Origin of the sequence: Allorhizobium borbori (assembly GCF_014196535.1) — a bacterium.
GTDB classification, from domain to species: domain Bacteria; phylum Pseudomonadota; class Alphaproteobacteria; order Rhizobiales; family Rhizobiaceae; genus Ectorhizobium; species Ectorhizobium borbori.
The window spans coordinates 67,228-88,772 of sequence record NZ_JACIDU010000018.1; the positions used below are offsets into that span (position 1 = coordinate 67,228).

The 21,545-nt window shown below is 61.1% G+C and carries 17 protein-coding genes; 6 read left to right on the forward strand and 11 right to left on the reverse strand.

The window, feature by feature from the left end; all coding sequences use genetic code 11:
* Positions 1–63: 63 nt before the first annotated feature.
* Entirely contained in the window at positions 64–1,182 is a 1,119-nt protein-coding gene (locus GGQ66_RS18885; protein WP_183794542.1) for a TRAP transporter substrate-binding protein, read from the forward strand.
* Between the two features lie 268 nt (positions 1,183–1,450).
* Positions 1,451–2,446 (forward strand): magnesium transporter CorA family protein, encoded by a 996-nt coding sequence (locus GGQ66_RS18890; RefSeq protein ID WP_183794544.1) that lies wholly within the window; start codon positions 1,451–1,453, stop codon positions 2,444–2,446.
* Positions 2,447–2,470: 24 nt separating this feature from the next.
* Here the strand turns inward: GGQ66_RS18890 and GGQ66_RS18895 are convergent, their stop codons facing one another.
* Both GGQ66_RS18895 and GGQ66_RS18900 read right to left on the reverse strand, forming a co-directional pair.
* Positions 2,471–3,265, reverse strand: a complete 795-nt coding sequence (locus GGQ66_RS18895; protein ID WP_183794546.1) for a restriction endonuclease — start codon at positions 3,263–3,265, stop codon at positions 2,471–2,473.
* 218 nt (positions 3,266–3,483) lie between these two features.
* A complete protein-coding gene (locus GGQ66_RS18900) occupies positions 3,484–5,346 on the reverse strand; it encodes a methyl-accepting chemotaxis protein (protein ID WP_183794548.1) in 1,863 nt (620 codons plus the stop codon).
* A 384-nt stretch (positions 5,347–5,730) separates the two neighbouring features.
* Here GGQ66_RS18900 and GGQ66_RS18905 point away from each other — a divergent pair, with 384 nt between their 5' ends.
* Positions 5,731–6,222, forward strand: coding sequence for a DUF4405 domain-containing protein (locus GGQ66_RS18905; protein ID WP_183794550.1), 492 nt, complete (start codon positions 5,731–5,733; stop codon positions 6,220–6,222).
* A gap of 3 nt (positions 6,223–6,225) precedes the next feature.
* Here GGQ66_RS18905 and GGQ66_RS18910 read toward each other — a convergent pair whose 3' ends face one another.
* The 4 genes from GGQ66_RS18910 to GGQ66_RS18925 all read right to left on the reverse strand — a co-directional run bounded on the left by GGQ66_RS18910 (position 6,226) and on the right by GGQ66_RS18925 (position 9,996).
* Positions 6,226–6,930 (reverse strand): SDR family oxidoreductase, encoded by a 705-nt coding sequence (locus GGQ66_RS18910; RefSeq protein ID WP_183794552.1) that lies wholly within the window; start codon positions 6,928–6,930, stop codon positions 6,226–6,228.
* A gap of 168 nt (positions 6,931–7,098) precedes the next feature.
* On the reverse strand, positions 7,099–7,278 hold the full coding sequence (locus tag GGQ66_RS18915; RefSeq protein ID WP_183794554.1) for a hypothetical protein: 180 nt from the start codon (positions 7,276–7,278) through the stop codon (positions 7,099–7,101).
* A 243-nt stretch (positions 7,279–7,521) separates the two neighbouring features.
* The gene (locus GGQ66_RS18920) at positions 7,522–9,072 is read right to left on the reverse strand and encodes a putative bifunctional diguanylate cyclase/phosphodiesterase (RefSeq protein WP_183794556.1); all 1,551 of its coding nucleotides are present in this window, start codon (positions 9,070–9,072) and stop codon (positions 7,522–7,524) included.
* 192 nt (positions 9,073–9,264) lie between these two features.
* Positions 9,265–9,996: a helix-turn-helix transcriptional regulator gene (locus tag GGQ66_RS18925; protein WP_183794557.1), complete on the reverse strand. Its 732-nt coding sequence runs from the start codon at positions 9,994–9,996 to the stop codon at positions 9,265–9,267.
* A gap of 206 nt (positions 9,997–10,202) precedes the next feature.
* Here GGQ66_RS18925 and GGQ66_RS18930 point away from each other — a divergent pair, with 206 nt between their 5' ends.
* The 3 genes from GGQ66_RS18930 to GGQ66_RS18940 all read left to right on the forward strand — a co-directional run bounded on the left by GGQ66_RS18930 (position 10,203) and on the right by GGQ66_RS18940 (position 14,132).
* Positions 10,203–11,279: an ABC transporter ATP-binding protein gene (locus tag GGQ66_RS18930; RefSeq protein ID WP_183794559.1), complete on the forward strand. Its 1,077-nt coding sequence runs from the start codon at positions 10,203–10,205 to the stop codon at positions 11,277–11,279.
* A 94-nt stretch (positions 11,280–11,373) separates the two neighbouring features.
* Positions 11,374–12,393 carry a Fe(3+) ABC transporter substrate-binding protein gene (locus GGQ66_RS18935; RefSeq protein ID WP_183794561.1) on the forward strand — a complete coding sequence of 340 codons (1,020 nt, stop codon included), beginning with the start codon at positions 11,374–11,376 and terminating at the stop codon, positions 12,391–12,393.
* 53 nt (positions 12,394–12,446) lie between these two features.
* A complete protein-coding gene (locus tag GGQ66_RS18940) occupies positions 12,447–14,132 on the forward strand; it encodes an ABC transporter permease (RefSeq protein ID WP_183794563.1) in 1,686 nt (561 codons plus the stop codon).
* Between the two features lie 226 nt (positions 14,133–14,358).
* Here GGQ66_RS18940 and GGQ66_RS18945 read toward each other — a convergent pair whose 3' ends face one another.
* The 5 genes from GGQ66_RS18945 to GGQ66_RS18965 all read right to left on the reverse strand — a co-directional run bounded on the left by GGQ66_RS18945 (position 14,359) and on the right by GGQ66_RS18965 (position 21,439).
* Positions 14,359–17,145 (reverse strand): bifunctional aconitate hydratase 2/2-methylisocitrate dehydratase, encoded by a 2,787-nt coding sequence (locus GGQ66_RS18945; RefSeq protein ID WP_183794565.1) that lies wholly within the window; start codon positions 17,143–17,145, stop codon positions 14,359–14,361.
* A 300-nt stretch (positions 17,146–17,445) separates the two neighbouring features.
* Positions 17,446–18,969 carry a tripartite tricarboxylate transporter permease gene (locus GGQ66_RS18950; RefSeq protein WP_183794567.1) on the reverse strand — a complete coding sequence of 508 codons (1,524 nt, stop codon included), beginning with the start codon at positions 18,967–18,969 and terminating at the stop codon, positions 17,446–17,448.
* A gap of 28 nt (positions 18,970–18,997) precedes the next feature.
* Entirely contained in the window at positions 18,998–19,471 is a 474-nt protein-coding gene (locus GGQ66_RS18955) for a tripartite tricarboxylate transporter TctB family protein (RefSeq protein ID WP_183794569.1), read from the reverse strand.
* 169 nt (positions 19,472–19,640) lie between these two features.
* Entirely contained in the window at positions 19,641–20,615 is a 975-nt protein-coding gene (locus GGQ66_RS18960) for a Bug family tripartite tricarboxylate transporter substrate binding protein (RefSeq protein WP_237358990.1), read from the reverse strand.
* A 212-nt stretch (positions 20,616–20,827) separates the two neighbouring features.
* Positions 20,828–21,439, reverse strand: coding sequence for a LysE family translocator (locus tag GGQ66_RS18965; protein ID WP_183794573.1), 612 nt, complete (start codon positions 21,437–21,439; stop codon positions 20,828–20,830).
* Between the last annotated feature and the right edge of the window lie 106 nt (positions 21,440–21,545).

Consider the following 21,545-nt stretch of genomic DNA (forward strand, 5'->3'; position numbering starts at 1 on the left):
GAGGGGAGGGGCCGGCCATCTCCGGATGTCATGTCCGGTATTTCTCAAAGGAGGAGGAAACCTATGAGCAACAGCATGGACCGCAGACGCTTCCTGTCCGGCGGCGCAATGGCCGGCGCGGCGGCTGCGGCATCGGCCGCAACACTGGCCACCCCGGCGCTTGCGCAGTCGTCGCCGAATATCCGCTGGCGTCTGACGTCAGGCTTCCCGAACAACCTCGACACCATCTATGGCGGTGCCGTGGTCATGGCGAACGCGGTGAAGGCCATCACCGGCGGCAAGTTCGAAATCCAGGTATTTCAGGCCGGTGAACTCGTGCCCGGCGGTCAGGCCATTGACGCGGTGAAGAACAACACCGTCGAAATCGCCCACACGTGCGGCTACTATTTCACGGGCAAGGATCCGACCTTCGCCATCGGCTCCACCATTCCCTTCGGCCTCAATGCCCGCCAGCAGAACGCCTGGCTCTATCACGGCGGCGGTAACGAAGCCTATGACGCCTTCCTTTCGGATTACGGCGTGATCGGCAAGCCGGGCGGCGCCACGGGCACGCAGATGGGTGGCTGGTATCGCAAGGAAATCAAGAGCGTCGAAGACCTCAAGGGCCTGAAAATGCGTATCGCCGGCGTTGCCGGTCAGGTCATGGCCAAGCTCGGCGCCGTGCCGCAGCAGCTTCCGGGCGGCGACATCTATCCGGCGCTCGAACGCGGCACCATCGATGCCGCCGAATGGGTCGGCCCCTATGACGACGAAAAGCTCGGCTTCTACCAGATTGCGCCCTATTATTACTATCCGGCCTTCTGGGAAGGTGGCCTCACCATCCACTTCTTCATCAACAAGGACCAGTACGCCGCCCTTCCGGACGAGTACAAGGCCGCGCTCGATACCGCCTGCAAGGCAGCCAACATCAACATGCAGGCACTGTACGACGTGAAGAACAAGGATGCGATCCGTTCGCTCGTGTCCAAGGGCACTCAGCTTCGCCCGATGCCGCGCGATGTGCTGGATGCAGCCTACAAGGCGACCTTCGAGCTCTACGACGAGTACAGCCAGAAGTATCCTGCCTGGGCAAAGATCTATCCCGGCTGGAAGAAGTTCCGCGACGAGAGCTACGAATGGTTCCGTGTCGCTGAATACACCTTCGATAGCTACGGCTATGCCATGCAGGCCGCCGGCAAGTAAGCAGACCGTCGCCGGAAATACGAGTGATAGCCCCCGAATGCAGCCATTCGGGGGTTTCATTTTGACAGGATCGAATGGATGCAGAATCTGCTTGACCTGAAACGGAGACAGGCGCATGTGCGTCGCGCGCGCTTCTGCGTGAATTTCAAAGGAACCGTAAAGATGGACCCCGACAGTCGAAGTTTTCGACCGCTGTCTGCCGCCCTGTCCGGTTAAGGGATGATCCATCCTGCTCCGGGCGGGCCATAAGCCCAAAAGGAGCATACCCATGCTGCGCATGTTCGTTCGCGAGACGGATCGTCTTGTCCTGCGTGAAAACCTGCCGGAAACGCTGGCCGAAGCCGTAAACCCGGTGATCTGGTACGACCTGCTGAACCCGACGCCGGACGAAGCCCGGCAGGTCGAGGTCGCACTTGGCCTTTCCGTTCCCACCCGCGACGAGATGGAGGAGATCGAGCTTTCGGCCCGCCTCTATCAGGAAAACGGCGCGAACTTCATGACGCTGACTGCCCTCATCGTCACTGACGGCGGCGAGCCCGGCAAAACGCCGATCACCTTCATCCTCAAGGACAAGGTTCTCGTAACCGTGCGCTATGCGGTGGCGCGGCCCTTCGATCTTTTCGTGGCACGCGCCCGCCATGCCGGTAACGGCCAGATCTACAGCAGCGGTGAGCCGATCATGCTTGGTCTCATCGAAGCGCTGACCGATCGGCTGGCCGATATTCTGGAGCGCGTGGGCAACGAGATCGACGTGATTTCGCGCAGCGTGTTTCGCGGGCAGAGCAGCAGCGCCCAGAAGAAGACCAATGACCTCCAGTCGCTGATCGAGCAACTTGGACAGAAGGGTGATTTCCTTGGCGGCGTTCGCGAAAGCATGGTCTCCATCTCACGCCTTGTGACCTATCACGGCGCGCTGGAAGGGCCGGGCCGCAAGCCGACGAAGGAATCGCGCCAGATGGTGAAGCTTCTGCAGCGCGATGCGGTTTCGCTTGGCGATCACGCCACGTTCCTGTCCGGCAAGGTCAACTTCCTGCTCGATGCGACGCTCGGACTGATCAACCTGGAACAGAACCAGATCATCAAGATCTTCACCGTCGCCTCAGTCGTTTTCTTGCCGCCGACGCTGGTTGCATCGGTCTACGGCATGAACTTCGAGGCCATGCCGGAACTGCAATGGCATCTTGGTTATCCCTGGGCTGTCCTGCTGATGATCGCCTCGGCCGCCCTGCCGTTCTACTTTTTCAAGCGCCGCGGCTGGCTCTGAAAGCGCGGCGCTTGTTCGCGGCACTCATGCGTTGCTGGAAGGCTGTTCGGCGTGGTCGGCGCCGGCCAGCATCCTCTCCAACCCGGCAAGCTGGGCGTGATGGAGAAGCAGTACGTTGAGCTTGCCGGCAAGCTGGCGGGCGGCGCGGGTGTAATCCGTCGGTGCGACGACGGCGGCATGGGTGGCGTCGATGAAGGCGGCGGCGGCATGCACCTCCTGAATGGCCTTGTTGCCGACGGCGCTGGAGTGCAGCTTGCATTGCAGCGCCACCTTGATGCCGTTTTTGACCGCAACGACATCGACGCCCTGATCGCCGGACGACCGGGTGGCCTCGGCTTTCCAGCCACAACGGGCAAGCTGGCTGGCGCACCAGCGCTCATATTCGTATGGGTCGGCGGAGGAAAAACGTCCGCCGGCCGATGTTGCGTCCGCGTCCTCGGCCCACCCCCTGACGCGTTCCGTCAGTTCCGCATCAAAGAGCGCAATGCGATCCGGCGCACCGGCAATGCCGGTACTGGCGCGAAAACGGTCCAGTTCCTTGGTCCAGGATTTCATCTCCAGTCCGCCATAAGGATTGCGGCTGACAAGCTGCCGATAGCGTAGCGACAGCGCTTCCCGATGTTCCAGACCAGCGGCATGCCAACGCCGCATCTCATTCGCGTCGCGCGCCTTATCGGAAAGGCGGGCGAAAAACCACCAGACAAACGCGATGATGACCGGCACCAGCAGGCCCATACCGAAGAAGAAGGGCCAATAATGCCAACCATAAAGCCAGGACAACGCCCCGGCAACGGCGACACCGAAAGCCAACAGGTACATGAAATAATGCCTCTTCCCGATCCGTCTTCCACGACAGATGACTGTCACCTGCCGAATGTGTGTTCCTTGTATGTTCTCATATTGAAGGCTGTGCTGGCAAGGGGCCGAAAGATGTTGGCGGTGTTTTCCGCAGCTTTGTGTGCGGCCTGACCGATATGGAGCCTGCACAAAAAAGAGCGGCCTCGCGCCGCTCTTTCCGGTTTCTATCGAGGCGCCTCTCAGGCCACGCGTCGCTGTTTGCTGCCGCCATTATCGCGACGGTGAGCAGCGGATTGTCCCGGTTCGCGGATGGCCGAACGGCGGTTGAGCTTGAATGAACTGACCAGTGTTGTCAGCAGCGCCGAACCATCGGCAAGCGTATGGCTGATGGCGGTCGTTTCTTCCACCATTGCTGCGTTCTGCTGCGTCATCTGGTCGATTTCGTTCACTGCGGCGCTGATTTCATGCAGGCCCGACGACTGTTCGGAGGCCGCGGTGGCGATGGCGTCGACGTTTTCGGTGATGGAGGCCACATAGCCTTCGATCTGGCCGAGCGCCTTGCCGGTTTCGCCGACGAGAACGACGCCCTGTTCGACCTCATGCGTCGAATGGTTGATAAGGCCCTTGATTTCCTTGGCGGCCTTGGCTGAACGCTGGGCCAGTTCACGCACTTCCGTGGCCACCACGGCAAATCCCTTGCCGGCCTCTCCCGCGCGGGCGGCCTCCACGCCGGCATTGAGCGCCAGCAGGTTGGTCTGGAAGGCAATCTCGTCGATCACGCCGATGATCTGGTTGATCTCGCTGGAGGCCTTTTCGATGCGGTGCATGGCCTGGATGGCGTTGCGCACCACATCGCCGGATTGCGCGGCGCAATCGCGCGCCTCCTTCACCAGCTTGCGCGTCTCGATGGTGCGGTCGGCGGAGTTGCGAACGGTGGCGGTGACCTGTTCCAGTGCGGCCGAGGTCTGCTCCAGCGCGGCGGCCTGTTGTTCGGTGCGCCGTGCGAGATTATCGGCGGCCGAGCGCATTTCCTGGCCGTTATTGTGCAGCAGGTGGGTCTGATCGAGAACCTGTACCAGCGTCGCCTGGAAGGTGGCGATCGACACATTGAAGTCCTGGCGCAGGCGCTCGAAATCACCTTCGAAGGGTTCGTCGATGGTCATGCGGATGTTGCAGTCTGCCAGACGGTGCAGGCCGGCCCCGAGCTTTTCAAGCACGAATTGCAGATTTTCTGCCTGAAGCAGCGTTGCGCTTTCACGGGCCGAACGTTCGGCTTCGCTCAGGGCGCGCTCGGCTTCAGCAACCTGTTCCAGACGGATCTTCTGCCGCCCGGCATCGCGGAACACCTGCAAAGCCGCGGCCATTTCACCGATTTCGTCCCGGCGACCGGTCATGGGCACGCCTGTATCCAGGTCGCCGGCGGCCATGGTGCTCATGTGCTGGGTGATGCGTGTCACGGCATCAATGGCGCGGAAGCGTATGTAGAGGATGCCGGCGATGAACAGAAGGATGGATGCCACGCAAACACCAATGGCGATGGCTTCGGACCAGAAGAGCGTCGTCGCGGTGCGTGCCTGCAGGCCTTGCGTATACTGATCGGTCATGGCGACAAGTTCGACCACGGCCTTCTCATGGGTGTGGAATCTGTCCTGCAACGCATCGAGCATTTCATGGATATTGCGGCGGTCGTTCGCAAGCAGCGCCGGCAGGAAGTGGTTCGTCATTTCGGCCCAGAAGAGATCGCCCTTGGCCAGAACATCATCCTGAAGCTTGGTGTTCAGATGCGCCGGCAGATCGCCTGTCTTCCAGTAATCACGGCGGGCCTCGTAGTCACTCCTGAGCTTGCTGATGCGCTCGGAATTTTCCTTCACGAGATCGGGATGCAGCGCGGCCTCGCCGGCCAGCATATAGGCTTCCACCAGATAAAGCGGCGGCGGCAGAATGTCGGCCACCAGATCCTTGCCATCGATGATTTCTGCAAAGATGGGCCCATTCACCTTTACGCGGTTCAGCGTCGTGGTGGAAACCACGAGCGATCCGATCAACCCGGCAGTCACGAGAACCGCAAATATAAAAAGCGTCCGCGCGATCGTAAGTTTCATGGAATTCTCCTGAGGCGGCCATCGGCATGCCAACCGAAATCTGCGGCCGGTTGGGGTAACGTGCGAACGCCACGGCAAAACGTCCCCGGGCGAGAGGGCGATGCAACGGGCTCTGGACATTGTGGAGTAAGTAACTGAAATCATTTCAGGTCGACCGATTTATAGCAATGAACCCTTGATTACCTGTTAATGAAATCTACTTCATCAGAGTTAAATCGCCGGCGTCAGACGAGGCCTCTCCCGGTCCCAAGACAGGATTGGAGGCGTGTGGGAAAGAGACGTGGCGGGGGAATTTGCCGATCTGCAATTATTACGGGAAATTAACTGGAGCGATGCCGTGTGGGCGTGCATGAAGGGATCATTCCGTTCATGCAGGATCCATCCATGAAAGCGCTTCTCCTTCGTTACGCCACACCCTTCACCACCGGGCTTTTCATGGTCTCGCTCGTGTCCGGAGTGCTGATCTTCTTTCATCTCGGAGGTGGTGCATTCAAGGGCATGCATGAATGGCTCAGCATGGTACTGATCCTGCCCTTCATCCTGCATCTTTGGCGCAACTGGCGACCGCTTGTGTCCTATTTCAGGCATCTGCCGATGGCGATCGCGCTGGTTCTTTCGCTGGTCGCCGCCGGGGCTTTCTTCCTGCCCGCCGGCAGCGGTGCCGGCGGTCCGCCGCAACTTGTCTTCCTGCACCGGATTCTCGACAACAAGGTCTCGGACATTGCGCCGCTTGTCGGTGAAACGCCGGAAGCGCTGACGGCGAGGCTGAACGCGGCGGGTTATACCGCCGCGCCTGATGCGGTGCTTTCGGACGTTCAGGCCAGGGCCGGCAAGAGCGATGTTGAGCTCATCGGCGTCCTCATGCCAAAGCCGTGAGCCTCAGACGGAGCGCATCAGCCCACCATCGACCCGGATGTTCTGTCCGGTGATATAGGCCGCGCCCTCCGATGCCAGGAAGGAAATCGTTGCCGCGATTTCCTCCGCCTTGCCATAACGGCCCATCGGCACGGAATGGCGGCGCTCTTCCGTGGCCGGCAGGCTGTCGATCCAGCCTGGCAGAACATTGTTCATGCGGATGTTCTCCGGCCCGTAGGTATCGGCAAACAGCTTGGTGAAGCTCGCCAGTCCGGCCCGGAAAACGGCCGACGTCGGGAACATCGGCGAAGGCTCGAACACCCAGGCCGTGGAAATGTTGATGATCGCTCCGGATTTCTGCTTCTGCATGTGCGGTGTCACCAGACGGGTCGGGCGAACGACGTTGAGGAAATAGGTTTCCATGCCCTTCATCCACTCCTCGTCGGTAATGTCGAGGATCGGCGCCCGCGGGCCGTGACCGGCCGAATTGACCAGAACGTCGATCCGCCCGAAGGCCGCAAGCGTTTCGTCGACGAGACGCGCCAGATCCTCGTTCGACTGGTTGGAGCCGGTCACGCCAATGCCACCGAGAGAAGCGGCAAGCGCTTCGCCCTTGCCGGAAGAGGAGAGGATGGCGACCTTGAAACCGTCGGCAGCCAGACGGCGCGCCGCTGCCGCCCCCATGCCGCTGCCGCCTGCCGTAACAATCGCTACTTTCTGGTCCGTCATGATCGCATCTCCCTGTTCATGCCTTTTGGCCGGAGCGCGATGCTAGTGCATTTTCGACAAAAGTGCGAAGCAGTTTTGGCTCCCCGAAGCGGCGGGAGTGCGCGAAATGTCCAGACGTTGCCTGGCAGACAACCTGTCCCGCCAGGATGTGGTCAACTGGTTTCGTGGTCAGTAGACCGGGAAAAGACCCCAATAAAAATACTCGGCTTCGCGTTCAGAAATGCGATCCTCGTCTGACTCGCCCTCAAGGAACTGTCTGTCGGCCGCACCCGGAAGCGGTTTCAATTGCGCCTCGATCATTTCCCGAAAGAAGGCAGCGATATTGTCGAACGAAAGCAAGCTGGTCATGGCAGTGCTCCAGTCGTTGTTCACGCTCTGAAGTGTTGCGATGTTCGCGGCGTCCGTCAAGTCGGCGCAGCGCAAAATTATTCCAACTTTTCGCTGATTTTGCGCGGCTTTTCCTTATTTTGAAGGGGTGTTTCTTGGGTGGATCGGAACGAGGTTTTATACATTGCTCAATGTGAAGGCGCAGATGGAATAAAAATTCACCACACTGCGCAAAGGCCGGGCGATGCCCCTGTCTTTTGACGCTCAGTTGAGCAAGCCGCGACGGGCTTCATGCAGGCATAGTGCCGCCGCCTGCCGTGCATCGGCGGGATAGCCGAGGAAGTAGCCCTGGCCGATATCGCAGCCCAGATCCGCCAGCCAGCGCAACTGGCTTTCGCTTTCGATACCTTCGGCGGTGATCTTGATGCCGAGACCCAGGCCCAGGGCGATGATGGCGCGCACGACCTTGTCCTGCCGCTCGCTGTCATCGCCGGAGCGAATGAAGCTGCGGTCGATCTTGATCTTGTCGAAATGGAAGTGGGTGAGCTGTGAAAGGCTGGAATAGCCGGTGCCGAAGTCGTCCAGTGCAATGCGAATGCCGGCGGCGGTCAGGTCGTCGAGGATGCGGCGAGCGGTCTTGGTGTCGTTGATGAGTGCACTTTCGGTGACCTCCACCTCAAGCCGTCGGGGCGAAAGGCCGCTTTCGTTGAGGGCGCGGATAATCCGCAGGCCAAGTAGCGGATCGGAAAGCTGTGTAGGTGAAATATTGAAGGATAGCGAAATGCTTTCCGGCCAGCGAACGGCATCGGCGCAGGCTTGCCGCAGAAGCTGGTCGGTCAGTTCCACGATCAGTCCCGCCTCCTCGGCCAGCGGAATGAATTCGGCCGGTGAAACATACTGGCCGGGCGATGTCTGCCAGCGGGCGAGCGCCTCGAAGGCGACGATTTCGTTGCTTCTGAGATCGATCAGCGGTTGATAGTGGGGGACGATCGACCGGGCCCGGATGGCCCTGCGCAGCTCCGTTTCCATCGTGGCGCGCCGGACGGCTTCCATCTCCATGGCGGCGTCGAAACGGGCGAGGGTGTTGCGCCGCGCCTTCTTGGCCGCATACATTGCGCAATCGGCCTGGTTCATGGCCGTTCGCATGTCCGTGGCGTCTTCAGGCATAAGGGCGATGCCGACACAGGCGCCAATGTCGGCCGTCATGCCGCTGAGATGCATCGGCCGACATAGGTATCGCAGAAGGCGTGCTCCGGTTCCCAGCGGATCGCTGGCACCGCGACGCGCGGCGATGACAACGAACTCGTCATCGCCCAGGCGATAGATTTCGTCATCGGGAAAGACATCGTTCAGCCGTTTGGCAACGGTCTTGAGAACCTGGTTGCCGCCATCCTGTCCAAACAGATCGTTGACGCGTTTGAAGCCGCGCAGGTCCAGCGAGTAGATGGCGTACTGTCCGTTCTCTCCCGCGGTTTTGTTCCGTTCGGTCAGGCGCGATTCCAGCATGCGCCGGTTGGCAAGTTCTGTCAGCGGATCGTGGCAGGCAATCCACTCCACCCGCTTTTCCGCCTGCATGCGCTGTTCGATTTCCGTGGAAAGGTCGCGGATACGCAAGGCGGCATAGATCACGCCCAAGAGGCCGGCCACGCACAGTCCGGTCAGCATTTCATCGATATGTATGTTCTCGTAGGAGCGGAAGATGGCGTCCAGCCTCTCATGCGCATCATATGCGATGGACGCCATGAACAGGCCCACGAAGATGATGATGAAGACGGCCGCTTCGCGATAGGCCCTGTTTCTGACGCTTCGTTTCATGCCGGTTCTCTGGTGCGACAGGCCCCACCGGCGTCATACGCCGAAATTGAGGCCTGTCGCTATTGGGGGTGCTGAAAACGGGTCGTCATGTCCCTACACTCCCAATTCTGGCGTTCACATCTTTAGGTGACGTGAAGCGATTAGTTACAATTTGCGCCATTGTGTGGTTTGGCAGCGTATTTGTGTGGGACGTTAGTCTATAAGGCGGCGTCGAATGGCCTCGGCGACGCCATGAACCCGGTTTGAAGCGCCGAGCTTCTTGATGGCGGTCTTGATGTAGGTGTTGACGGTATCGACCGCATAACCGCTTTCGGCTGCGATCGCCTCGCTGGTGCGGCCGCGGCTGGACAGCCTGAGGCAGATGATTTCCCCTTCCGAGAGCCTGAGCGATTGCGCCTGAAACTTGTCGAGGATCGGACGGGTTACGGCGGAATAGACGGCGGTGGCCGCTTCCCGCAGGAACTCGATTTCCTCGGCGGCAAAAGGCTTGGAGCGGGAAAAGGTGATGGCGCTATAAAGCACGTCGCCGCGAAGAAGCGGAAACAGCGTGCGGTTATGGACCCCGAATGTATCCTTCAGATAGCGGAGCCGCTGTGGCGGCGGTGTATGGAGGTAGACTTCCTCCTCCGACAGCGGCGCGCGTGCCTTTTGTGAGGCGACGACAAAAGGATCATGACGCAACATGCCGTCGCCATAATAAGCGTCGAGAAACGCAGGTGGCACGTCGGTATCGATGGAGGCGCCGGACCCATGCCGGTAGTTGTCGAAGTCAAGTCCGCTGATTGCTATATGATCGAACGGCACCGCCGCGCGCAGCCGATCGACGAACGGGTGGCTGGTGAAATGTCTGCGCCTGGGTAACGAGGCCAGATCGACGGCCTCTTCCAGCGAGAGGTTCCAGGCAACGGCGGGTGTGGAATGCACGGGGCGAAACTTTCAAAATTTGACGTCCCGCAAGATTTAAGGGTGCGGGTTAAGCTCGGGTTAAGCGGTTGTCCCGGTTTCTGACACCCAAACGCATAGGGGTGAGAAACCACTGTCGGGTTCCGCAGGACAAAGAGCCATTGTTAGGGAGCCTATGTTTGTGTAGGAGCGATGGCAAAAGAATGACCGGACGGAGAAAACACGCCATGGCAGGACCCGACGACCCGCCCGCATTGGCGCTTGAGAACATCGGCCGGCGGTTTGGAGACACCGCTGCCCTGTCCGGTGTCTCGCTGGCGCTGGATGCCGGCGAAGTCGTGTGCCTCGTCGGTCGCTCCGGCTGCGGCAAGTCTTCGCTTCTGCGGCTGATTGCCGGCGTCGATCAACCGGATGAAGGGCGCATCCTGCTCAACGGTGCGGAAGTGGCGGGCCCTGGCCGCTTTGTTGAACCGGAAGAGCGTAATGTCGGCTTCATGTTTCAAGATTACGCGCTGTTTCCGCACCTGACGGTAGAGGCCAATATCGGCTTTGGCCTCAAAGCCTTGCCGCGTGCCGACGCCCGCGCCCGCGTTGCCGAGGTCATCGAGCGCGTCGGCATTGGCGCGTTGGCCGGTCGGTTTCCGCATACGCTTTCCGGTGGCGAGCAGCAACGGGTGGCGCTCGCCCGCGCGCTTGCGCCGCGCCCGGTGGTGCTGCTGATGGATGAGCCTTTCTCCAATCTTGACAGGGGCTTGCGTGAAGCCTTGCGGGTGGAAACGCTGGCGCATCTGCGTGCGCTTGGCACCACGGCCATCATGGTGACGCACGATCCGGAGGAAGCGCTATCTGCGGGCGACCGCGTCGCGCTGATGCGCAAGGGGCGCATCGTGCAGGCCGGCACGGGTTACGATATCTATGACCGTCCGGTTTCGCTCTATGCCGCCGAGTTCCTGTCGCCCGGCAGCCGTGTGGAAGGCCTCTGCCGGCAGGGCCGCATCGAAACGCCGCTCGGCACCTATCCGGCGCCGGCCGGCAGTCGTGAGGGAGATCGTGTCGTTCTCTTCATCCGTCCCCAGGCGCTGTCCTTCGCTCCGCAAGGGGAGGGCGTCGAGGCGCGCATCGTCAACCGCGCCTTTATGGGTGAGCGCGAACAGTTCACGCTCGCGGTCAATGGCGTTGCCGAAACCCTGAAGCTTTACGCGTCGGATCGTCCCCACGGGGCAATTGGAGATTGGGTTCACATCATTGTGAACCCAGGCGCAACGCTAATCTTCCCGCATGCGGATACCAAATGCGATTCGTAAGTTGACTATATTAGTCATGTATGTTGAATGCGGCGGACCGTAACGGTTCGCATGGGCGCGACCGCCGGCACAACGATATTCAGGGAGAACACCCATGACGAAGCATCTGACCCTCGGCCTCGCCGCTGCAGCCGGCGTTTTCTCTCTGGCCCTCGAGGCCTCGGCCGCCGAGATCAACATCTACACGACGCGTGAGCCGGGCCTCGTCCAGCCGCTCCTTGACGCCTATACGGCCAAGACCGGCACCAAGATCAACACCGTGTTTCTCAAGGATGGTCTGGCAGAGCGCGTCGCTTCCGAGGGCGCCAGCTCGCCCGCCGATATCCTGATGACCGTCGATGCCGGTAATCTGGTCGATCTCGTTGACAAAGGCGTCACCCAGCCCATCGCTTCTGAAGCACTGACCGCCTCGGTTCCGGCGGAATTGCGTGATCCCGCAGGCAACTGGGTCGCCCTGTCTTCCCGCGCCCGCGTTCTCTACGCTGCCAAGGACGTCGATCTGACCGCTTTCAACTACGAGGATCTGGCCGATCCCAAGTGGAAGGGCAAGGTTTGCATCCGTTCGGGCCAGCATCCCTACAACACCGCGCTGTTTGCCGATTACATAGCCCATCACGGCGCTGAACAGGCCGAAGCCTGGCTGGCTGGCGTCAAGGCCAACCTCGCCCGCAAGGCCGGCGGTGGTGACCGTGATGTTGCCAAGGACATTCTCGGCGGCATTTGCGATATCGGCATCGCCAACTCCTACTATGTCGGCCTGATGCGCTCGGGCAAGGGCGGCGAAGAGCAGGTGAAGTGGGGTGAGGCCATCAAGGTGATCCTGCCCACGTTCAAGGATGGCGGCACGCAGGTGAACATTTCCGGTGCGGCTCTCGCCAAAAACGCGCCGAACAAGGCCGAAGCCGTCAAGCTGCTCGAATACCTTGTTTCCGCAGAGGCCCAGAAGCTTTACGCCGAAGCCAACTATGAATACCCGGTCAAGGCCGGCGCACCCATCGATCCGATCATCGCCTCCTTCGGCGAACTGAAGATCGACCGCGTGCCGCTTGCTGAAATCGTCAAGTTCCGCAAGCAGGCCAGCGAGCTGGCCGAAAAGGTCGGCTTCGACAACTAAGCACCGGACCGGTATCGAGGTGCCGTCAACCGGTGGCATCTTCCGGAAAACGAATGACAGCGACCGCTGAAACGCAGAAGCCTGTTTCTCTGACCGCCCGCAGCCTCTCCGGGCGGTTCTGGCGTTTTTCAGCAGCGTTTGTCGCCATCGCGGTGCTTGCGCCGGCACTGGCGCTCGGTTGGGAGGCGTTCGGTCCTTCGCAGGGGCTCTGGGCTCATCTTCTCGCCAATGTGCTGACGCAGGCGGTGGTGGATACGGCGATCCTGCTGGCGGGCGTCGGGCTTCTCGTCATGGCGCTCGGCACATCCGCCGCCTGGCTGGTCACGGCCTATGCCTTCCCCGGCCGGCGAATTCTCGAATGGGCGCTGCTTCTGCCTCTGGCGGTGCCAACCTACATCATCGCCTATGCCTATCTCGACATCCTGCATCCGGTCGGCCCGGTGCAGGGGACCATCCGCGCGTTGCTCGGCTATTCCAGCCCGCGTGAATTCCGCCTGCCGGATGTTCGTTCCATGGCCGGCTGCATCCTTTTGCTCGGCTTTGTGCTCTACCCCTATGTCTACATTACCACACGGGCGATGTTTCTGACGCAGGCCGCTAATCTGGTGGAAGTGTCGCGCACGCTCGGGGTTCGCCGCAGCGCAGTGTTCTGGCGCGTGGCGCTGCCGCTCGCGCGGCCCGCAATCGCCGTCGGCGTCAGTCTGGCGCTGATGGAGACGCTGAATGACATCGGTGCGTCCGAATTCCTCGGCGTCAGAACACTGACCATTTCCGTCTACACGACGTGGGTTACGCGTGGCGATCTGGCCGGCGCGGCGCAGATTGCGCTCGCCATGCTTGCCGTCGTGATCGTGCTCCTGGCCATGGAACGGTACGCCCGCCGTCGCCAGCGCTATTTTGCGACTGCCCAGCGCGCGCGCCGTTTCACGCCGCAGCATCTCGGTCCCATAGCGGGTGTCGCCGCTTTTGCGGTCGGGATCATTCCCGTTCTCATCGGCTTCGTCGCACCCGCCACCTATCTGACGGTGGAAGCGGCAAAGCGCATGAAAGTGAACGGCATTTCGCCGCGCCTTTACGGCGAAACGCTGAATACCATCCTGTTTGCAGGTGCAGCCACGCTTGCCGTGCTCGTATTCGGCACAGTGGTCGCCTACGCCGCCCGGGCTCTACCGGGCCGCGCCACCGCGCTTTTCCAGCGGCTTTCGACGCTGGGTTACGCCATGCCCGGCACGGTGCTGGCGATCGGCATTCTCATTCCGGTCGCAGCCCTTGACGGGTTGATCGATCGCGTGTCGCAAATGCTCTTCGGCGTGCCGACCGGACTGCTGCTGATTGGTTCGGGGGCTGCGCTTGGCTATGCGTATGTCGCGCGCTTTCTGGCGATTGCTGCGGGGTCGATCGAGTCCGGCTACAGCCGCATTCCGCGCTCCTTCGATCAGGCTGCGCGCAGCCTGGGGCGCACGGTGGGCGGCACTTTCCGCGCCGTGCATTTGCCGCTGTCCAAGACCGCGCTGGCTGCCGCCGGCCTTCTCGTTTTCGTGGATTGCATGAAGGAACTGCCCGCAACGCTTCTGCTGCGTCCGCTGAACTTCGAGACCCTCGCCACCCATCTCTATGGCGAGGCGGCGCGCGGCACCTATGAGGAAGCGGCTGTGGCCGCCCTTGCCATCGTTCTGGTCGGCACCTTGCCGGTCATGCTTCTTGCCCGCATCGGACGGCGCGAAAGCGGCGAAGATTAAGGCCGCCGCATGATGTCCGATCGCTGAACGGCATTCGCGTTTCGCAAGCCTGACGGTACCCCAGCCTTTACCTGATCAGCGTACCGGCGGTTGCCATCTGGCAACAGAAAAGCCCGGCATCCATCCCCTGAGGCGGGGCAGGATACCGGGCTTTCTCAATGGTGTCTTTTTTGGCCATGATCCGGAAAAGCGATTTTCCGGATCATGATCCTTCGAGGACGGAACCTCAGTAATGGGCGGACATGGAAGTCGCCGGGGTCTTCGGCGGAGCGAACTTCGTCAGGTCGATCCCGTCGACGGCAGACAGATACTCGTCCATGCTGGGGGTGCGGCCAAGGATGGCCGACAGAACCACGACCGGGGTCGATGCCAGCAGGGATTCGCCCTTCTTCTCACCGGAGTCTTCCACGACGCGGCCCTGGAAGAGACGGGTCGAGGTTGCGAGAACCGTGTCGCCCTTTTCGGCCTTTTCCTGGTTGCCCATGCAGAGATTGCAGCCCGGACGCTCGAGATAGAGAATGTTCTCGTACTCGGTACGGTTGGTCGTCTTCGGCTTCACGTCATCGAATTCGAAGCCGGAATACTTCTGGAGGATTTCCCAGTCGCCTTCGGCCTTCAGTTCGTCGATGATGTTGTAGGTCGGAGCCGCGACGACGAGAGGGGCCTTGAACTGGACCTTGCCTTCGTTGGCTTCGATGTTCTTCAGCATCTGCGCAACGATCTTGATGTCGCCCTTGTGCACCATGCACGAACCGACGAAGCCGAGGTCAACCTTCTTGGCGGCGCCATAGTAGGAAACCGGGCGGATCGTGTCGTGCGTGTAGCGCTTGGAAACGTCGGCATTGTTGACGTCCGGGTCGGCGATCATCGGCTCGTCGATCAGGTCGAGATCCACGACGACTTCGGCGAAGTACTTCGCGTTGTCGTCAGGGGCCAGAGCCGGCTTTTCACCGGAGCGGATTTCGGCAATGCGCTTGTCAGCCTTGGCGATGAGGCCCTTGAGCGTCTGCGCGGCATTGTCCATGCCCTTGTCGATCATGATCTGGATACGCGACTTGGCGATTTCCAGCGATTCGATCAGCGTCTCGTCCTGCGAGATGCAGATGGAGGCCTTGGCCTTCATTTCTGCGGTCCAGTCGGTGAAGGTGAAGGCCTGGTCGGCCAGCAGCGTACCGATGTGAACCTCGATGACACGACCCTGGAACACGTTGTCGCCGTGCTGCTTCAGCATCTGGGCCTGCGTGGCGTGAACCACATCGCGGAAGTCCATGTAGGGCTTCATGGCGCCCTTGAAGGTAACCTTGACCGACTGCGGGACGGGCATGGTGGCTTCGCCGGTGGCAAGCGCCAGAGCAACGGTGCCGGAGTCGGCGCCGAACGCAACGCCCTTGGACATGCGGGTGTGGCTGTCGCCGCCGATGATGATGGCCCAGTCATCCACGGTGATGTCGTTCAGCACCTTGTGGATCACGTCCGTCATCGAGTGGTAGACGCCCTTCGGGTCGCGGGCGGTGATGAGGCCGAAGTTGTTCATGAAGGACATGAGCTTCGGAATGTTCGCCTGGGCCTTCTTGTCCCAGACGGAAGCCGTGTGACAGCCCGACTGATAAGCGCCGTCAACGAGCGGCGAAATCACGGTAGCCGCCATGGCTTCCAGTTCCTGTGCGGTCATCAGGCCGGTGGTGTCCTGCGAGCCGACGATGTTCACCTTGACGCGAACGTCGGAGCCGGCATGGAGAACCTTGCCCGGAGTGACGCCGACGGCGTTGCGGTTGAAGATCTTTTCAACGGCGGTGAGGCCCTGACCTTCGATGGAGATTTCCTTGTTCGGTGCGAAGACCGGCGTGGCTTCGACGCCAAGCGTTTCGGCTGCGAACGTCTGGAGCTTCTTGCCGAACACGATGGCATAGGAGCTGCCGGCCTTCATGAACTCCATCTTCTGGGGCGTGAAGGCGGCGGCCACATCGACCAGTTCCTTGCCGGTCTCGTCGCAAAGCTTCTTGTTCTTCACATCGATCTTGAGAACCGTACCGGTTTCGACCGAGAATTTCTGCTCAAGGACCGGGTTGCCGTCGTTGTTGAGGATCGGCTTGCCGTCCTCGCCGGTCTTCTTGGTCCAGTTCTTCAGGTTGATGCCGATGCCGCCGGTCACGTCGACGGTGGTCGCGAAGATCGGCGAAATGCCGTTCGTGCCGGCGACGACCGGAGCGTAGTTGACGAAGGGCACATAGGGGCTGGACTGCTTGCCGGTCCACAGCGCCACGTTGTTCACGCCGGACATACGCGAGGAGCCAACGCCCATCGTGCCCTTTTCGGCGATCATCATCACCCGCTTGTCGGGATGCTTGGCCTTCAGCGCCACGATTTCCTGCTGTGCTGCCGGCGAGATCATGCACTGGCCGTGCAGTTCGCGGTCAGAGCGCGAATGCGCCTGGTTGCCCGGCGAAAGAAGGTCGGTCGAGATATCGCCTTCGGCGGCGATGAAGGTCACGACCTTGATTTCGTCTTCCACGTCCGGAAGCTTGGTGAAGAACTCGGCCTTGGCATAGCTTTCGAGAATGTCCTTGGCCACGGCATTGCCGGCCTTGTAGGCGTCGCGCAGGCGGAACATGTCAGCGTCGTAAAGGAAGACCTGCGTCTTCAGCACGTCACCGGCCTTTGCTGCGATTTCGGCGTTGGCGCCGAGGGCCAGGTCGAGAAGCACTTCAACCGAAGGGCCGCCCTTCATGTGGGACAGGAGTTCCAGAGCGAAGTCCGGGGTAATTTCGGCAACGGTCACTTCGCCCAGAACGATCTTCTTGAGGAAGGCGGCCTTCACGCCGGCGGCGCTCGTGGTGCCGGGCAGCGTGTTGTAGATGAAGAAGTTCAGCGCATCGGCGCGGTGTTCGCTGCCTGCATCCTGAATGATCTCGATAAGTTCGCCAACGAGGGCGCCATCATCGATAGGCTTCGGGGCGAGCCCTTGATCTTTTCTGCTTGTGATCTCAGCCAGATAATCAGAGTAAAGGTTCATCGCAATCCCAACAATCATGAGGTGTGTGGCACTGGAACGCAGCGCCATCAAGGGGGCTCGTTAATCGACCATAGGTCTCTCGGTTTCGAGTACGCCAACTTAGGTCAACACACAAGATACCGCGTTTCAGTAAAAAGTCGTAATGTGAAATTAGTGTTTACCGATCGCACTTGGCGCGTGCATTCGGTTGGTGAGTTCAGGAATTTTCAGGCGATTTGGCATGGTGCTTTCCAGGTGGAAAGCCTGAATGAAATGGCCGGGATCGCTCCCGGCCATTTCATGTCGCAGAAGCCATGCTCTTCAGTCGAGCGCCGGATCGGCGACGGTCATTGCCCGCATGCGGCGCTTGGCGCGGCGCGAGAGGAAGAGCGGCAGAAAAGCCACGCCGGCGGCCATGATCCACAGCACGATGGAAATGGTGCTGCCGAACAGGATGGAGATATCGCCGCCGGAAATCGCCAGCGCGTTACGCAGGTTCACTTCCATCACCCGGCCCAGCACGAAGCCGAGAATGATCGGCGCCATGTCGAAGCCAGCCTTACGCAACAGCCAGCCGACGAAGCCGATGCCGAGCATGAGGAAGATGGAGAATACCGAGGCGTTGGTGGAATAAACCCCGATGACCGAGAGAACGAGGATGCCGGGCACCAGCAGCCAGTTCGGCACCGTCAGCACGCGGGCGAAGATGTTAACCAGCGGCAGGTTGAGCGCCAGCAGGATGAAGTTGCCGACGAACAGCGAGGCGACGAGGCCGCCGACCACTTCCGGGCGTTCGGTAAGCAGCATCGGGCCGGGCTGGATGTTGTAGAGCATCAACGCGCCGAGCATGACGGCGGTGGTGCCGGAACCGGGCACGCCGAGTGTCAGCATGGGCACGAAGCAGCCGCAGGCGGTGGCATTGTTGGCGGCTTCCGGCGAGGCAAGGCCGCGCACGTCGCCCTTGCCGAAGGTGCCTTCGCTGTCGGAAATGCGCTTTTCGGTGGTGTAGGATACGGCGGAGGACACGGACGCCCCGGTTCCCGGCAGTACGCCGATGACGAAGCCGATCAGCGAGCCGCGGATGGTGGCGCCCGTGGACCTCACGAGGTCGGCCCAGCGCGCCGTCATGCGGCCGAGTTCGCGGATGACGGTGACGCCCTTGCCCTGATGCTCGAGAATGATCATCGCTTCGGAAATCGAGAACAGACCGATGACGAGCACCACGAACTCGATGCCGTCGCCAAGTTCCGGTTCGGCGAAGGTGAAGCGGTACGCGCCCGACGTGGCGTCAAGGCCAACGGTGGCGAGCATCAGGCCAAGCACGCAGCCGATCAGCGTCTTCACCGGCTGGGAGCCGACCATGGAGCCGAGCGTTGCGAAGGCGAAGATCATCAGCACGAAATATTCAGCCGGGCCGAAGCCGATGGCAAGGCCGGAGAGCACGGGGGCGAAGAGCGCCAGCCCGATCGTGCCGATCAGGCCGCCAACGAAGGAGGAGATGCCGGACAACGCCAGCGCCTCGCCTGCGCGGCCCTGTTTGGCCATGGGGTAGCCGTCCATGGCGGTCATCACCGCGCCCGCGTCGCCCGGCACGTTGAGCAGGATGGAGGAGATGCGCCCGCCATATTCAGCACCGCAATAGACGGCGGCGAGCAGGATCATGGTGCTTTCCGCCGGCAGGCCCATGGAATAGGCAATGGGCATGAGCAGCGCTATGCCGTTGATAGGGCCGATGGCCGGCAGCGCGCCGACCAGCGTGCCGATGAAGCAGCCGATGAAGCCGATCAGCAGGTTCTGCCAGGTGAGCGCGACCGCGAAGCCTTGCCAGAGATAATCGAAACTCATGGGATATGACCTTTTCTTGATGCCGCGCTCAGCCGCCGAAAACCGTGCCGGCGGGCAGATAGACTTCCAGGACGTAGCCGAAGACGAACCACCAGAGGACGGCGTGGCCGACCGCGCCGATCAGGGCCTTGACGGGTGGTGCGCCGAAGATGAGCGCCGTGCCAAGCGTGAGGGTGAAGATCGAGACGGCAAAGCCCAGCGGTTCGAACAGCAGCACCGATATGGCGAGCAGAGCGGGAATGGCCAGCACCCGTGCCAGTAAAGCGCCGTGCGGGAAGCCTTCCGCGGTACCCGGCGAAAGGAAGTAGAGAATGCCGAGACCACCGAGAACGACGGCGAGCGCGATGGGGAAAACACGGGGGCCGAGCGGATCGGATGCGAAGGCATATTCTATGACGCTGCCACCAAGGCCGTAGGCCAGTGCCAGCAGGAGGAGAATGATCGCCGAAACGCGGCCGATCAGCCTGGCCGTTCGCGGCGAAATGGAATGGGCTTCTGACATGGTCGCCTCACAATGGGGTATCGTCGGCGAGGCGGTTCTCCGCCTTCCGGGACAATTTCAGGACTGGACGAGAAGTGGTCTGTCTCTCCCGGCGCGGCTCAATAGCTGGCGGCGCCGGGAGAGAAGTCCGGCCGGGCGAGGATCAGCACAGCCCGGTCGGCGCAGGAACTTACATGCCGGCTTCCTTGGCGAGGATCTTGAAGCGGGCAACGTCGGTATGGACGCGTTCCTCAAATTCCTTGCCAAGCAGAGTGAAGTCGAACAGGCCTCGGGCCTCGCGTTCCTTGGCGAATTCAGGTGTGGCGGTCGTTTTCTTCAACGCTTCCACCCACCAGTTGTAGTCTTCGTCGGACACGTCCTTGCCGACGTAGTAACCGCGCCAGACCGGCCAGTCGATGTCATAGCCCTGTTCCTTGGCGGTCGGAACGCCAGCCAGTTCGCCCGGCAGGCGTTCCGGCGCCATGACGGCGAGAATGCGGACCTTGCCCGCCACATGATGCTTGACCATTTCAGCCGCATCGCCCGAACCGACCTTTACATGGCCGCCTTCAAGGGCGGTGAGAACCGCACCGCCGCCTTCGAGGGCCACGTAGCGCATCTTCTTGGCATCCTGACCGGCGGCCTTGGCCAGCAGCGTGCCCTTCATCCAGTCCTGCGAGCCGACAGCGCCGCCGCCGGCAACGGGAAATTCAGTCGGGCTGGCCTTGTAGGCCTCGACCAGTTCGCCGAGTGTCTTGTAGGGCGAGTTGGCGGCGACGACCAGAACGCCGTAGTCCGCACCGACGGCCCCAAGCCACCGAACGGCAGTCTCGTCATACTGGCCGAACTTGCCCTGCGCGATCAGCAGCGCCGAGCCCGAGGATGCCGCGGTAATGAGGTTGCCATCCTTGCCACGCTTGCCGATGACGTGGTTATAGGCCACGGCGCCAACGCCGCCTTCCATGTAGGTGACTGCCATGGGTCTGGAGATCTGCTTGGTCTCCAGCAGCGCATTGGCTGCGAGACGGCAGGTCAGGTCGAAGCCGCCGCCGGGCTTGGCGCCTGCCAGGCATTCGGGCTTTGCCGGTTCGGCGGCGGCAAAAGCCGTCATCGCCAGTACCATCAGCGCCGCGCCGGTCAGCGTCTTGGTGAACATGCGGGTCATCATTTCTCTCCCTTTGAATGATGCTTGAAGCGGGAGGAAATGCGGTATCAGCGTGCGATAAAGGGTTGGCCGGATACCGATATCCGAACCCTGGGCCTTTGACACTGCAAGCGGTTTCCTCCCCGCACCAGATCGAACTCTCCCCCGATCCGGTGTTACAGTTCTAGACCCGCTTCCTGTCACCATCCTGTCAACACAGGACTGGCTTTACGTTATCGTTCGGTGAGGGCAAGCTTGATGCCGAGGCCGACGAAGGCGGCGGCGAAGGTGCGCCGCATGACGGTCAGCACCGAGGGGCGTGAGACGACGTGACTGCGCACGGCGGCCGCAAAGATGCCGTAGATCACGAAGACGACGAAGGTCATCGCCATGAAGACCAGCGATAGTTCAAGCATTTCGAGAACTGGTGTTCCGGCCTGCGTGCCGACGAATTGCGGCAGGAAGGCGAAAAAGAAGATCGACAGTTTCGGGTTGAGGATGTTCACCAGAATGGCTGAGCGGATCACCTCGAAATCTGTGCGGGAACTCGGTGTGTCGTCGATAGCCAGAGCGCCGTTTTCGCGAAGCGTTTGCCAGGCCATGTAGAGCAGGTAGGCAACGCCGGCGTAGCGGATCACCTCGAAGGCGAGCGCGCTGGCATGAAGGATTGCGGCAATGCCGGTGATGGCGGCGATCATGTGGGGAATGATGCCCAGCGTGCCGCCGAAAGCCGCAACAATGGCCGCCCGTCGACCGCGCGTCAGGCCTGCAGTCAGCGTGATGAGGACGCCGGTTCCGGGCGAAGCCACGATGACCAGCGATGTCAGAAAGAATTCCCAGCTCATGGCAGTGCTCTTCCGCGTGCAGAGTTTAAGAGATGTTATCGGTCCCGTCTATCTTCTTATCACGGTCCCGCCGGCAGTCGATGGCCTGTCGGCTCGCGATCTTTCC

Excerpts from the sequence above, each read along its gene's own strand:
- GGQ66_RS18905 (WP_183794550.1), top strand. The coding sequence starts at position 5,731 with ATGAAAGCGCTTCTCCTTCGTTACGCCACACCCTTCACCACCGGGCTT.
- GGQ66_RS18915 (WP_183794554.1), bottom strand. The coding sequence starts at position 7,278 with ATGACCAGCTTGCTTTCGTTCGACAATATCGCTGCCTTCTTTCGGGAA.
- GGQ66_RS18930 (WP_183794559.1), top strand. The coding sequence starts at position 10,203 with ATGGCAGGACCCGACGACCCGCCCGCATTGGCGCTTGAGAACATCGGC.
- GGQ66_RS18965 (WP_183794573.1), bottom strand. The coding sequence starts at position 21,439 with ATGAGCTGGGAATTCTTTCTGACATCGCTGGTCATCGTGGCTTCGCCC.
- GGQ66_RS18920 (WP_183794556.1), bottom strand. The coding sequence starts at position 9,072 with ATGAAACGAAGCGTCAGAAACAGGGCCTATCGCGAAGCGGCCGTCTTC.
- GGQ66_RS18955 (WP_183794569.1), bottom strand. The coding sequence starts at position 19,471 with ATGTCAGAAGCCCATTCCATTTCGCCGCGAACGGCCAGGCTGATCGGC.
- GGQ66_RS18890 (WP_183794544.1), top strand. The coding sequence starts at position 1,451 with ATGCTGCGCATGTTCGTTCGCGAGACGGATCGTCTTGTCCTGCGTGAA.
- GGQ66_RS18935 (WP_183794561.1), top strand. The coding sequence starts at position 11,374 with ATGACGAAGCATCTGACCCTCGGCCTCGCCGCTGCAGCCGGCGTTTTC.
- GGQ66_RS18950 (WP_183794567.1), bottom strand. The coding sequence starts at position 18,969 with ATGAGTTTCGATTATCTCTGGCAAGGCTTCGCGGTCGCGCTCACCTGG.
- GGQ66_RS18910 (WP_183794552.1), bottom strand. The coding sequence starts at position 6,930 with ATGACGGACCAGAAAGTAGCGATTGTTACGGCAGGCGGCAGCGGCATG.
- GGQ66_RS18900 (WP_183794548.1), bottom strand. The coding sequence starts at position 5,346 with ATGAAACTTACGATCGCGCGGACGCTTTTTATATTTGCGGTTCTCGTG.
- GGQ66_RS18940 (WP_183794563.1), top strand. The coding sequence starts at position 12,447 with ATGACAGCGACCGCTGAAACGCAGAAGCCTGTTTCTCTGACCGCCCGC.
- GGQ66_RS18895 (WP_183794546.1), bottom strand. The coding sequence starts at position 3,265 with ATGTACCTGTTGGCTTTCGGTGTCGCCGTTGCCGGGGCGTTGTCCTGG.
- GGQ66_RS18885 (WP_183794542.1), top strand. The coding sequence starts at position 64 with ATGAGCAACAGCATGGACCGCAGACGCTTCCTGTCCGGCGGCGCAATG.
- GGQ66_RS18945 (WP_183794565.1), bottom strand. The coding sequence starts at position 17,145 with ATGAACCTTTACTCTGATTATCTGGCTGAGATCACAAGCAGAAAAGAT.
- GGQ66_RS18960 (WP_237358990.1), bottom strand. The coding sequence starts at position 20,615 with ATGACCCGCATGTTCACCAAGACGCTGACCGGCGCGGCGCTGATGGTA.